Source organism: Vibrio sp. OPT24, assembly GCF_015163545.1.
GTDB lineage: Bacteria > Pseudomonadota > Gammaproteobacteria > Enterobacterales > Vibrionaceae > Vibrio > Vibrio cyclitrophicus.
Map to the genome: position 1 here is coordinate 218,725 of NZ_JADDYI010000044.1, position 13,028 is coordinate 231,752.

10 protein-coding genes are annotated in these 13,028 nt (G+C 43.8%); 4 read left to right on the forward strand and 6 right to left on the reverse strand.

All coding sequences use genetic code 11. The features are described 5' to 3' along the window. Nucleotides 1–5: 5 nt before the first annotated feature. Nucleotides 6–1,331 carry a cytosine permease gene (locus IQO02_RS09535; protein ID WP_016769184.1) on the reverse strand — a complete coding sequence of 442 codons (1,326 nt, stop codon included), beginning with the start codon at nucleotides 1,329–1,331 and terminating at the stop codon, nucleotides 6–8. 93 nt (nucleotides 1,332–1,424) lie between these two features. Between IQO02_RS09535 and IQO02_RS09540 the strand changes: the two genes are divergently transcribed. Further along, nucleotides 1,425–2,363, forward strand: coding sequence for a LysR family transcriptional regulator (locus IQO02_RS09540; RefSeq protein ID WP_010428964.1), 939 nt, complete (start codon nucleotides 1,425–1,427; stop codon nucleotides 2,361–2,363). A gap of 131 nt (nucleotides 2,364–2,494) precedes the next feature. Here IQO02_RS09540 and IQO02_RS09545 read toward each other — a convergent pair whose 3' ends face one another. The 3 genes from IQO02_RS09545 to IQO02_RS09555 all read right to left on the reverse strand — a co-directional run bounded on the left by IQO02_RS09545 (nucleotide 2,495) and on the right by IQO02_RS09555 (nucleotide 7,966). Further along, nucleotides 2,495–4,849, reverse strand: a complete 2,355-nt coding sequence (locus IQO02_RS09545) for a fatty acid cis/trans isomerase (RefSeq protein WP_016794971.1) — start codon at nucleotides 4,847–4,849, stop codon at nucleotides 2,495–2,497. Between the two features lie 156 nt (nucleotides 4,850–5,005). Next, nucleotides 5,006–6,670: a VRR-NUC domain-containing protein gene (locus IQO02_RS09550; protein ID WP_016795844.1), complete on the reverse strand. Its 1,665-nt coding sequence runs from the start codon at nucleotides 6,668–6,670 to the stop codon at nucleotides 5,006–5,008. 57 nt (nucleotides 6,671–6,727) lie between these two features. Next, nucleotides 6,728–7,966 (reverse strand): OFA family MFS transporter, encoded by a 1,239-nt coding sequence (locus IQO02_RS09555; RefSeq protein ID WP_010428970.1) that lies wholly within the window; start codon nucleotides 7,964–7,966, stop codon nucleotides 6,728–6,730. A gap of 594 nt (nucleotides 7,967–8,560) precedes the next feature. On the opposite strand from IQO02_RS09555, the gene IQO02_RS09560 reads away from it, so the two are divergent. Continuing rightward, nucleotides 8,561–8,941, forward strand: coding sequence for a hypothetical protein (locus IQO02_RS09560; RefSeq protein WP_010428971.1), 381 nt, complete (start codon nucleotides 8,561–8,563; stop codon nucleotides 8,939–8,941). Between the two features lie 148 nt (nucleotides 8,942–9,089). Here the strand turns inward: IQO02_RS09560 and IQO02_RS09565 are convergent, their stop codons facing one another. After that, nucleotides 9,090–9,434: a YajD family HNH nuclease gene (locus IQO02_RS09565; RefSeq protein WP_010428973.1), complete on the reverse strand. Its 345-nt coding sequence runs from the start codon at nucleotides 9,432–9,434 to the stop codon at nucleotides 9,090–9,092. A gap of 289 nt (nucleotides 9,435–9,723) precedes the next feature. Between IQO02_RS09565 and yghU the strand changes: the two genes are divergently transcribed. Further along, a complete protein-coding gene (yghU, locus tag IQO02_RS09570; protein ID WP_010428975.1) occupies nucleotides 9,724–10,581 on the forward strand; it encodes a glutathione-dependent disulfide-bond oxidoreductase in 858 nt (285 codons plus the stop codon). Between the two features lie 180 nt (nucleotides 10,582–10,761). Then, on the forward strand, nucleotides 10,762–11,085 hold the full coding sequence (locus tag IQO02_RS09575; RefSeq protein ID WP_010428978.1) for a DOPA 4,5-dioxygenase family protein: 324 nt from the start codon (nucleotides 10,762–10,764) through the stop codon (nucleotides 11,083–11,085). Nucleotides 11,086–11,252: 167 nt separating this feature from the next. Here IQO02_RS09575 and fruA read toward each other — a convergent pair whose 3' ends face one another. Next, entirely contained in the window at nucleotides 11,253–13,013 is a 1,761-nt protein-coding gene (gene fruA, locus IQO02_RS09580; protein ID WP_016769188.1) for a PTS fructose transporter subunit IIBC, read from the reverse strand. Nucleotides 13,014–13,028 lie beyond the last annotated feature (15 nt).

Consider the following 13,028-nt stretch of genomic DNA (forward strand, 5'->3'; position numbering starts at 1 on the left):
AACTACTATTCCTTATTACTTGAAGGAGAAAGCTTCATTAGGGCGAGGTAAATCACACCAGCGGCAAGAATGCCGTCTAACGCCGAGATGCTGGTGAACGAAAACAGGTTGAAGAACTCTGGTGCGGTACAAGCGCTGAATGCAGTACCAAATGCCCAAGAAGCCAAGCCTTTAAACATCCAAGCTGGAACTTGTTGGATGTTCTCAAAGCTCATTTTTGTCGAATCTAAAACATAATATTGAACGATGTAGACACCTGCCGCAGGCGCAATGGTTACGCTGAGGAGCATTAAGAAGTCAGTAAACTTGTTCACCATGCCGAGTTGAGCAATGCCAATACCGACGATGGTCATGATCACAACCAAAACAGGGCGCGGAATCTTCGGTAGAACCATCGACATGCATAAGCCGCCAGAGGTCAGGTTGCTACTGTTGGTGGTCCATTGTGCGAACACCAGTACGATAATAGCCGCCATACCTAAACCAAGTGTGAAGAAGACTTCTACTAGGTCGTCGGTGCCTGTCATTTTGGTCAGGATCAACGCGATAAGAATAATGGCACTGTTGCCGACGAGGAAACCGATACCCGCTCCTAGAATCGCATCACGACGCGTTTTGGCGTAGCGAGCAATATCAGGCGCGGCAACCGCAGCTAGAATCCAGATAGACATAACAAATGAAATAGCTTGGCCAAGAGTCAAAGGATCTTCAATGGATGGCGCTGCGCCACCTTGATAATCAGCGGCCATAAACAAACCGATGGTAATCAGCGTCACCATCAAAGGTACTGAATAGGTACTGAGTTTGCCTAAAGCACGAACGCCATAGATAGCCGTCATCATCATTAATACACTGCCGCCAATAAGAGCGGTGAGGTGTGAAATTATGATGTCGTATTTCGCTAGTGCATCGACCATGATGAAAGCGAAGAAATCAGCCTGGAATGCGAACCAGCCAACTAATGAGATGCCGTTGATGAAGCCAAGAATTTTACCGCCGTTACGACCAAACACCGCGCTGCTCACCAGCGGGGTAGACACGCCAGCTTGAAAGCCAATGTTGGCACACAGCATCGCGATGATCGCCAATAAGCCTGAACCAATAAACGTGGCAAGCAGTGCGTCTTCAAAACCAATCCCGCTACTTAGAATCGAGCCGAGAAACAACCCCGAAATATCGATGCCGATAGCCAACCAAATAAGGCTGATAACCCACCAAGATCGTTTGGCTTTCTCGGGAACGGGTTCCAATTCGAAGTCGTCTATCTTTTTGTGGCTGTGTGTTGCTTCGGGTTTATTCACGTAAGCTTCTGCCGCCATAGTGCCATCCATGCATTGTTATTCCATAAGTGTGAATAAAGCATACTGATGTATTTATTGTTAATAAATGAATATAATCAGATGTAAACATAACAAAAAACAAATGTGAGTGACAAAGTGAATTCAAACAATAAGTTAGATAAAAGAGACCTGCGAAGATTAGAGCTTTTTTGTGAAATTGTTGAGCAAGGAGGCATCAATCAGGCGGTCGCAAGCACCGGGATTAGCCAGCCTGTGCTGAGTAATCAGCTTATTGCCTTGGAAAAAAGCTTAGAATTAACATTATGCCAACGTGGAAGAAGGGGTTTTAAGCTGACTCATGAAGGTGAGCAAGTGTATAAATATGCGAACCAACTAAAGTTAACCCTAACCGACTTCGCTTATAAGTTACGAGGTGTACAGACAGAACTCTCTGGGCATGTTCGAATTGGATGCTTGGATAACACCGTCACTTTGCCCTATAACCCACTTCCTAAAGCGATCGAGACGTTTTACCAACGCAGTAATAGTGTTGAGGTGAGTGTTGATGTTGGCGATTTCACCCAGTTGAATGAGAAGTTAGCAAAGAACCAGATTGATATGATGATAGTGGTTCTAGGGTCACATCAAAAATCAGCGTTTCAACATAAATACCCATTGTTTGAAGAGCACAGTTATCTGTATGCGCGCAAAGATCTGGCTGAGAAGATCATGGACAAGAACTTCTCATTGGATGGTTGTCGTATCAATATGGGGGGTTATGCTAAAGGTGAGATGTTCCGATTACTGAATATTGAGCAGTACGATTCTGTAAAGCCTTTTGATGGTTGGCATGTCGAGTCGGGGGTGATTCTAACCTTGGCTGGCACACACTTGAGTTTTTTACCGTCTCACTTAATCGACCGTGGCCATTATGACCAAGCTTTGATTCCACTTCAGCCTGAGAAATGGAGCCTTAAGAGCCAGTTTTACGTGGTGCTAAAGCAGCCTGTGGATTCCCTTTCCCCTGCCGCGCGTGCGTTTTTTGATGAGTTACACCAACTGGAAACATCGGACTCAAACTAGGGACTCCTTTGTTTCTAAATCATACTGAAGGTACTTACCTTCGCTTATAGAAAAACCCTCCGAGTGAGGTGCCCAGAGGGTTTTTATCCATTTAAAGTTCTAGGATAACTCGCTTACTGATCTTAATTCGATTAACGGTTCTCAAAGCGGTTGTAGTCCAACAGGCCAAATTCAATTGGTTGGTCTTTCTTATACCAACGATGAACGCGGTCACTGAACGGCCAAAACTCGCTAGAGCTGCGTCGTACTGCAAACTTATCAAGTAGCGCTACATAATCTTCTTCTGAATTTATCTTCTGCAACACCGATACGAGAGTGGGTATTTGCTCTTCTGTTAATGATAAATATGCGGCTGGATAGCTTCCTATAACGCCTCTAACTAACGTTAAATCATCATTGGCGTAATCTCTGTTACCTTCTTCATCAAATAGGCTCGAGATGTTGCTGTGGGCGTTATTGTGAATGAGCGTAAATAACTGTTCTTCACCGTTCTCGCCTTCAATCATGATCATGATGAGCTGAGGTACATGGCGTAAGCCTTCTCCTCGAATCAAATTAACTTGACTCAATAAGGCTTCATTTTTTTTACTAAAGCCTGTCTCGACGATGTCGAATCGGTTATCGAGTACAGGTTCTAGTTTTTCTTCAATCATGTTGAGCAGTTCACGCTTAGGATCGGCTGTTTTGTAAACCACGTTTGTCGGCTGCTCGAAAGGTGCGATGTTACGTTGCAGGAAGTCACTTAATTGCACGCTCTGGTTTTTGTACCAGCTTGAATGCTCAATGTGTCGAACGTCTTTAGGAAGAAGAGTTAAGAAGTTACTTTCACCTTCTAAACGTAAGAAGTCCATGAACATGCGTGTAATTAGTTGGTGGCCAAAATTACCGTAAACATCAAAACCGGCAACAAGGAGGTAATGGATTCGCTCTAATAAGGCGTAATCTAGAATCCAGGCTGTTTTAGGTTGCGGGCCGACCAATCCTTGGACAACAGAGGCGCTATCAAAATGTCTAAAGATGGTCAGCGCTGCATTTCGGTTAGTACCATTACCGTCCCAAATAATGCTTGTATCTAAGTTTACACCGCTCCCAAACCATTGGTTGGTGAAGTCTGATTTCGCATTGAGGTATCGTGCTTGTTGCTTCGCGTATCTTACCCAATTCGTTACCGGTACTGTGTTGCTTGTAAGCTCACTAGGTAGCTTTAAGTTTTTCTTTTGACTTGCGTAGAAGGCATTTATTTCTGGTAAATCGGCTTTCTCTGGATCGATAAAAAATACCCAAAAGCGGTCATTAATTACGTTGAGAGCGAGTTGACCACGACACACTGGTCCTTTAATAAAGGCCATAATGGTGTTTTGCGCATTGTCTAACATGAAGTGGAAGCGCGAGTTCACTGGTATCGCTTCGAAAGACGTCATGGGGTTAGCTGACACGTCTATATCATAGCTAGGAAGTTGTTTTACCTTGTAATCCGCATCAACAAACCATGTTTTCCAGTTTTGTAGACGTTCTTTATTCAATGCGAAAGGCATGTGAGTTTTGTCGACAATAGTGCCTTGCTCGGGTATTAGTCGATAGTAAACACGTCCAACTTTTGGATCGTCGTAAGGGCGACGAGTGCTAATGCGTTGAACGGCTTCGCCTGGAGGCGTGGCAGAGCGGACAAGCGTAAAAAAGCGAGTTGGCTGAGATAGGTCAGAGAAATACAGGTGTGATAAAAATAGGTGCTCGTAGATGTAGCGAGCGGAAAGTTGGCTCTTAAGGTCACTTTCATTAAAAAGGTTTTCATAGGTATCGACCAACGCTTGTTCACTGTCATTGAGGGGAATATGGTCATTCATCAGTGAACCATTTTCCAGCCAACTCATTAAGGTCGCATATTCCGTTTTATCTAAGTTAGGCATACCATAAGGCATCCCCCAAGTCGGGTAATCTCTTTCGTATTGAGCATATTCTTCAATAGTCGGACACTGTTGATCGCGATTGGTTGAAAAATCGAACCCTTCTAATTGCATTTGATCGGGGAGAGGGTGGTTTTCTTTCTGCATCAACATTCGAGAGACAAGACCTGCATCGAGGTTTGCGGTTGAATTCTGCATACGTTCGTTTAGCACAGGGTGGAAGCTTGCATCGCGCCACTCTTGCGTAGTGATTGCGTCTTCGAATAAACGAGTTGGAGCAGAGGCCGTTAAACGAGTGCCTTGGTAGACGAGTGTTTTGCTCGCACCTCGGTCTATGCCTTCCACAGACGACATTTTGAGTTGGCAAGGAGCGTCGTAACACGCGTGACAAACTACACAGCGGTTATCAATGATGGGCTTCACTTCGTCAATGAAGTGCTGGGCTTGAGCCGAGAGAATAGGGGCTTGGCGATCACGTACTTGTTGTTTACCAAACAGCTCGTCGAAGTTTAAACCCGCGTAGACAGCACAACCTGAGAAGACGCTAACAAAAGCTAAAATGAAGAGTTTTTTCAAATTCATACGTATTTAATATTAGACATTTTCTTTAATTATATCGAAAACGATTGAAAATGCTCATGTTCTAACGATTTTATAGACAAGATACGGATAGGATCGAATAACTCTCTCGCACTTATTATCTGAAATCGGGTCTCACTATTACACGCATGTAGCGGGTTATTGATTGACGTAACAAACTGAGAACGGCAATTCAAGACGCTCGAATTCTTTAATCCATCGCCATTGGTTGTCTTGCAGTTTATCTCCAGGCCCTTTGACTTCAATCCAATGAAACTCTTCGTCTTTGAACGCAATCAAATCCGGCATCCCAGTTCGAAACAGTTTTAAATCACTCAATATCACTTTGAAGAGATCAACAGCTAAGGCATTTGGAATCGAAGCCAAGCTGTGTTCGATGAGCGCCTTCGTGAAATAATTCCAATGAACAAAGGGATTAGCGATACCTTGTTTTTCATCGTAAGTGTCGCGCAAATGGTTTAGCCCATGTTTGGATATAGCCTGAAACACGGCTTCAACCTGTTCTGCTCTCTTGTCTACGAAATCTGAATGGTACAGATCCAGTGGTCGATGTTGGTATTGGTTGATAAAGGCGCCATCTACGTCTGCAAAAATCACATTCCAGAAAGCCAAACCAAATAAGCCACATAAAAAACTGTTCTCAGAGAAATAGACATTCCATCCTTGGCTTTCAAAGTGCTGCTTTACCGCAAGCTCGACTCGCATTTGACTGAGATCTAGCTCCAGCTTTATCTGATCGTAACTTGGTTTGGCGCTACGTGGTACTTTGTTTCCTTGCATACGGAATAACCTATGTTCAAGCTTAGCCGCGACCTCTAGCTCTGATACATCTGATGGCGTACTTTTCATTTCCGTGACAATGTCACACATTAGGTCTAGCTCACCTTGTTTGTCATAGATGCGAGCAAGTCGTTCTCTGCTGGGAGGAAGTATAGATTGCTTGAACCAAAAGACAGCTTGGTCGTTTAGGTTCAATCTTTCTAGATCGCGAGCAATATCATTGATCAAACGCGATCGTTTTCTGGCAATACTTCTGTGATCCGATTCAGTAGGTATCGACAGCAAAAGCTGCTCAAGAAACTCACTGTCTTTACGGTCCCCCTCAAAATACAAGCGTTGTACATCGTGCATTTGGATCAGTTGATTGAGCTGTTCTCTAGAGGTGAAGAAACGACGCTGTTTGCTTAATGGGTAGTTTTCGAAGTTGTTGAGTCCAAGGTCGCTCAGAACGAATTGGCTTAGGTCTTGATAAGTATTGGCAAAGAAGAGCAGCAGCAATACATCAATCACTTCAGATTCGACAACGTAAATACAATCGAACGACAAGTTTCGGAACTGATCAAAAGGTTGGTGGTCAAGTAACGCCAAGAGTTCGTCTTTCTTCGCTGTCTTATTGTTTTTAAGAGATGGAAATGCGCTGAACAGCTCTGGTTTAGTAAGTAGATGCAATCCTAATTCGAGATCACTAATGACGAGGTTATGTTGTTCAGTTGGGTGACTTAACGTAATGAAGCTCGATGCGTTTAGCTCTTGTAGGGCGCTTTTCAGATCTGGAATCTCAGCATAGTCGAGCTTATCACTTCTAAACCAACAGCCCTTGCGAGAAAGCAAACGAACCATTAGACACTGGCTTGTAACCGAAAGACGTTTGTATTCAGACAACCAACGGCATTCATCGTCACTCAGAAGATCGGGATAGAGAGTTTGAGCGTGTTCAATCAGTCGATTAAAGTTGTCGAGATAATAAGTAGGGGAAAGCTGAGGAGTGGTTTCTATCGTCAATGGGTTAGTCGCTTGATACAAAAAGAGCCTAACCTTAAGGTTAAGCTCTTCTGTAACAAATTCAATCTTTTCTAACGATTAAGCTTGAGATGCTTTTAGTTCAGAAACTTTAGCTTCTGAGATAGGCTTCGTGATGATTGCTAGCACAATACACACTGCCATCATAGCTGCAGAGATTGTGTAAGCTAGGCCGTAACCTTCGCCATTTGTCATTGAGTAACCAACAACCGCTGCGCCAATAGCACCGCCGATACCCCATGCCGTGTAAAGCACGCCGTAGTTAGTACCGTAGTTTTTCAGGCCGTAGAATTCAGCAGTTAGTGTTGGGAATACTGCTAGAAGCGTACCGTAACCAACAGCTGCGATAGCCGTACCAATGATTAGCGTGAATTCAGAGTTGAACGTAGCGAATAGAGCCATGTTCGCGCCTTGAAGGATGAACGCTAGAAGTAGAGTACGTACGCCACCGATTTTATCTGCAAGCATACCCGCAGCAACACGGCCGCCTGAGTTAAATACAGCAAGGATAGACGCTAAGTAAACTGCGTTTGGTAGGTTCGCTTGAACGCTAGCAATCGTAGTGATGTTACCGATGATCATAAGACCAACAGAAGCAGCAAATGCGTACATGATCCATAGAGAGTAGAACTGAGGAGTCTTCAGCATTACTTTCCAAGTCAGGTCTTCAGTCTTCTTAACCGCTCTAGGTGCTTGGCCTTCTTTTACTTTAGGCTCAGCTGGCGTGTAATCCGCTGGTGGGTTGTTGATTGTTGCTGCTAGAGGTACTGCAATTGCAAGTACACCAACACCAAGAATCATAAAGCTTGTTTGGATACCCATGCTATCGATTAGCGCAGAAGTTAATGGTGCCAGGTAAATAGCGGCAAGACCGAAGCCTGCTGCGATTAAACCATTAACCATACCTTTCTTAGATGAGTGGAACCACTTCATTGCTGATGGAGAAAGACATGCGTAACCAAAGCCGATACCAGCACCTGTCATCACGCCAAATGTCATATTCAGCATCATAGGTGTAGTAGCGAAACCAGAAGCAATCATACCTAGGCCAGTAAGTGCTGTACCCAGAATAAGGATCTTACGTGGACCCATGCGGTCTTGTAGGATGCCTGCAACAAGAAGACAAACTGAGAATGTGATAGTTGCAATAGCGTAAGGTGAAGATGCTTCAGCAGCACTCCAACCAGCTTCTGTCACTAGCGCTTTGTTAAATACACTCCAAGCATACAGGATGCCAAGACAAAGGTTGATACAGAAGCCTGCTAGCAGGATACGTGATGCTTTATCAATCTTGCTCATTTTTATTCTCAGTTCTGTCATCAGTTAGGTGAGAGCCACTTAACTAAAGACGGGTTATTGTGATTGTTTCTTCAAAATTAGTTTGCGTTTATCAACAGATAGCGCAAAAGAGCGCGGATTATAACCAATAAAAATGTGATTGGAATCTCTTTTTCCATTTTTGGTCAATTAAATTCGGTTTGTTAATGAGTTGTTTTTTATTGGTTCTTAAATTGTTTTGAACACCTTTCTGTTTTGTTCTTTTTAGTGCTGTTGCCTTATTGTTTTAGGCGTTTTTCGATGATGCTCTCTAAATAGACGCGTATTCCGTGCGGATATCACAGAGTTACGAATTATTTAAAATTTTTTCTAAGGTTAATTTTGTGTAACAAAATAAATCAAAATGGAGCTTTATCCATACGAGACAAGGAGTAACGGAGTTCTATTAAAAACAAAATGTTAACCAGTTGTTACGGTTGGTTATTGTTAGCACCTTTGCTTACATTTTGTTCGATTTGAGGGGTTGTGTTGTCCGTAAAAAGTGGGAAAATAGTACGCAAACAAAGATTCCAAATTTGAAAGGATGCGTTTCCAACTTATGGTGAGGCGAGTATTATGAAACTGTTTTTAATTCTATTGATGTCAATTTCTGGTGGTTTAGCGGCAGCTGACCATATTCACTCTTTCTTATTCGGCTTCTATATCGCTGCGTTAGCGGTGGGTAGTTGTTACTGGCTTGCATTCCGCAGCACACGCTTCCCACAGTTGGCTTTGATGCTATTAATGTGTGGCTTCTTCGCGAAAATTGCAGTGACGGTTATCGGTGTTTCTTGGGGTATCTCGAACGATATCATTCAATCACCGTTCATTTTCTCGTTGTCATACCTGTTTTTCTTAATGGTTGTTACTTACGTTTGGTTTGCATACCGCGATAAGTTAACGTTGAAAAAACGCGCCAAGCAGGTTGAAGAGTCCCGCAAACAAGCGACAGCATAATTCGATTTGATTCTTAAAAAGCCTTCCTCGGAAGGCTTTTTTGATCCTGTCTAGCTATCAATTTAAAGGCAGATAGATTAAACCCCAGTATGCTGACATACTGGGGTTTATTGTTATTCTTTTTAGTTTCTACAGCTTTAAAGTTGTGCTACTTCTTCATCATCTTAGCGAGATCAGCAAACGGATTATGTGTTGCTGACTGATGATCATCTAAACTTGCTTTTGCATCCACACCATAGCGTTCATGGTCAGTGTATTTTGAGTGCTCATGATCGTGACAGTATAGACACAATAGCTCCCAGTTACTGCCATCTTCAGGGTTGTTTGTATGGTCGTGATCCACGTGGTGAACGGTAAGCTCTCTCAAGTTTGAGTAAACAAATTCACGTGCACATTTACCACAAACCCATGGGTACAGTTTTAGTGCTTTTTCGCGGTAGCCTTTCTCTTGGCGAGCGTACGCTGCACTCGAGCCTGTGTAATCAGAAGACATTGCCAAATCCTTATCAATTGTAATCCACCAATTTTATCACAGCTTTCTTAAACCTGTAGGCATGTCGTCTGTAAATGTCGATTCCAAATAGTACTACGGATTAATCTCTATTTAGATTGAAGTTTGAATAGGTACTTATCTTTTACACAAGCCAATTTTTAAAGCGGGTTATGCCTTTCTGGAATAAGCCATGCTTAACAGTTTGAAAATAAATCGTATTCAGGGGTTTTAACCAAGGGTATGTGACCTAATATCAGATTGTGAGACCCTATATTAATAAGGAAATATCATGTCAGAACAATACACACCGCCAAAAGTTTGGGTTAACGATACCGCTGGTGGTAACAAGTGGGCAAACATCAATAGCCCTGAATCTGGAGCTCGGTTTGATAAAGATCTCGCTGTTGGTGAACATGCTTTACAATTGTATTCTCTTGGCACACCTAACGGTCAAAAAGTCACTATCATGCTTGAAGAGCTATTGGCAGCAGGTGTAAAAGAGGCTGAATATGATGCTTACTTGATCAACATTGGTGACTCTGATCAATTCTCTTCTGGTTTTGTTGGCGTGAATCCAAACTCGAAAATACCAGCACTTGTCGACAAGTCTGGTGACGAAGATGTTAATGTTTTCGAATCGGCATCTATCTTGATGCACTTAGCTGAAAAATTCGGTCACTTCTTACCAAAAGAAGGGGCAGCAAGAACACAAACCATTAACTGGTTGTTTTGGGCACAAGGTTCAGCGCCATTCTTAGGTGGGGGCTTTGGTCACTTCTACGCTTACGCTGATGAAAAGCAAGAGTACCCAATTAACCGTTTTGCGATGGAAGCTAAGCGTCAACTAGACGTGTTAGACAAACAGTTAGCAAATAACACATTTGTTGCGGGTGAGGAGCTTAGCATCGCTGATATCGCGATTTGGCCTTGGTATGGCAACCTTGTACTAGGCAAATTGTATGATGCAGCTGAGTTCCTACAAGTTGAGTCTTACATCAATGTCGTTCGTTGGGCGAAGCAACTTGAAGCGCGTGAAGGTTTCCAACGAGGTCGAGTGGTGAATCGCTCATTTGGCGAAGAGTGGGAGCAAGTTCCAGAGCGCCATTCAGCTGAAGATATTGATCGAGTTTTAACGTTACGCCCGTAGTAATTTTTAAACGATAGTCGTCACTAGTATCTCTAGAGTTTGTTTTAGCGAATAACGTTAATTCAAACTCTAGTTTTTTGTCCTACGGATTTTTCCATAGTAAGTCCACTTATTTAGATTTAGCTATTAAAGGCGGTTTAGGTATAAACTTGCGGCATCATAATTCTAAAGGATGGTGTCATGTACCACGCACATATTTATTTCCCTCTGCGATTTGCAGAGCAGGCAGAAACACTGCGTCAGAAAATTCTATCAGAACGCAGGGATGTGTTAGAGACTTTCCCATTAATACAGCGTTTGGTTGGCCCACATAAGATGCCAATGTTTGAGCTCCATTTTGCGAACAAAGAGTCGGGTATTATCGAATGGCTTGAACAAGAACGTGGCGATATGTCGGTGTTGATTCACCCAGTAACCGGTGGTGAAGAAAAGCTAGATCACACAGTACGTGCGACTTGGCTTGGTCGTGAACTGGGTGTCTTTGAAGAAACGCTGACTAGTTAATCAAACATACAAGTGTTGTTATTACCTCTTTCTGAACGGAACAATTCACAAACTTAAAAGGCTCCTCAAATGGGAGCCTTTGTTTTACCAAGGAACAGTTTTACCAAGGGACTGTTTAATCAAGAGCCTCCGTCCATCGGGTTTAGCCGTTAAACAGAGTAGGGGGATTAAGCCTCTGCTGTCACTTTATCGCTGCTCATCTTTTTAAGAGCTGCGTAACCGAAGCCTGTTACTGCCGTACCTGCTGCAATCGCCACTAGGTACATAAGCACTGGAGAGATAGCACCAGGAATCAGTAGTACGAACAAGCCGCCGTGTGGAGCCATTAGCTGTGCGCCAAACATCATTGATAGTGCGCCAGTTAGTGCACCACCTGCCATACAAGCTGGGATAACACGCATTGGATCTTTCGCTGCGAATGGGATTGCACCTTCAGAGATGAAACATAGGCCAAGAACGAATGATGCTTTACCTGCTTCACGCTCGCCTGCTTCAAACTTGTCTTTCACTAGGAAAGTCGCAAGGCCCATACCTAGAGCTGGAACCATACCTGCTGCCATGATAGCCGCCATTGGTGCGTAAGTTTGCGAAGCTAGTAGACCAACACCGAATGTGTACGCCGCTTTGTTTACAGGGCCACCAAGGTCGAAACACATCATTGCGCCTAGAATCACACCCAGAAGAATCGCATTAGACGTTCCCATGTTGTTTAGGAAAGTCGTCATTGCGCTCATCACGCCAGAAACAGGGCCACCCACGATGTAAACCATCACCAAACCAGTGAACAAACTCGCGATAAACGGAATGATCAGGATTGGCTTGAGGGCTTCCATGGATTGTGGAAGTTGAACCTTGTCGGCAATGAATTTCGCTGCGTAACCGGCAATGAAACCTGCTGCGATACCACCTAGGAAACCTGCGCCCGTTGAGCTAGCCAGCATACCGCCGATTAGACCTGGAGCCAGACCCGGACGGTCAGCAATTGAGAATGCAATGAAACCAGCAAGAACAGGAATCATTAGAGCGAATGCAGAACCACCACCGATAGTCATCAATGCTGCTGCTAGTGTGCCTTCTTCTTTAAACGCTTCGATACCGAATACGAAAGACAGAGCTATGATCAAACCCCCCGCAACAACTACAGGAAGCATGTGCGATACACCTGTCATTAGGTGCTTGTACACGCCTTTCTTCTCGTCAGCAGGTGCTGAATTTGAAGAAGCAGTGTGTTGGTATGGTTTAGCTTCTGCGAACGCTTTTTCCATCTCTTGCTTTGTTTTCTTAAGCGCAGGACCCGTTGTCGTTTTGTATAGCGCTTTGCCGTTAAAACGATCCAAAGGAACATCGATGTCTGCCGCGATGATAACAAGGTCAGCATCTGCGATTTCTTGGTCTGTCAGTTGGTTCTTCGCACCTACAGAGCCGCGAGTTTCCACTTTAATTTGGTGACCTAGGCGTTTACCTTCTGCTTCAAGCGCTTCAGCTGCCATAAAGGTGTGTGCAACGCCAGTCGGGCAAGCCGTAATCGCTACGATCTTTTTGCTGCCTGTGCTTGCCGTTGTAGAAGAGTTTACTGATGTACCAGTCACTTCCACTGTAGACTCAACTTGAGAAGCGTCTAGTACTGTTGCTTCTGCTACCGCTTTCTCTAGAAATGCTTTTGCATCTGCAGTGCATTCAGAGATAGCCGCTTGGTACACTTTCTTACCAACAAAACGTGCTTTATCAACGTTTGTGTTAGCTGCGATAACCACAACGTCGCTGCTGTCGATAGTGTCTTGTGATACGGTTGAGTCAGGTAGCACGCTTGATTGGCATTCAATAGCGGCGTTCCAACCCAGTGCTTTTGTTGCTTGCTCTAACAAGCCTGCTGCGATGATGCTGTTTGCTACGCCACTAGGGCAAGCCGTGATAATGGTAATATTCATAATAAACCTTTTGTC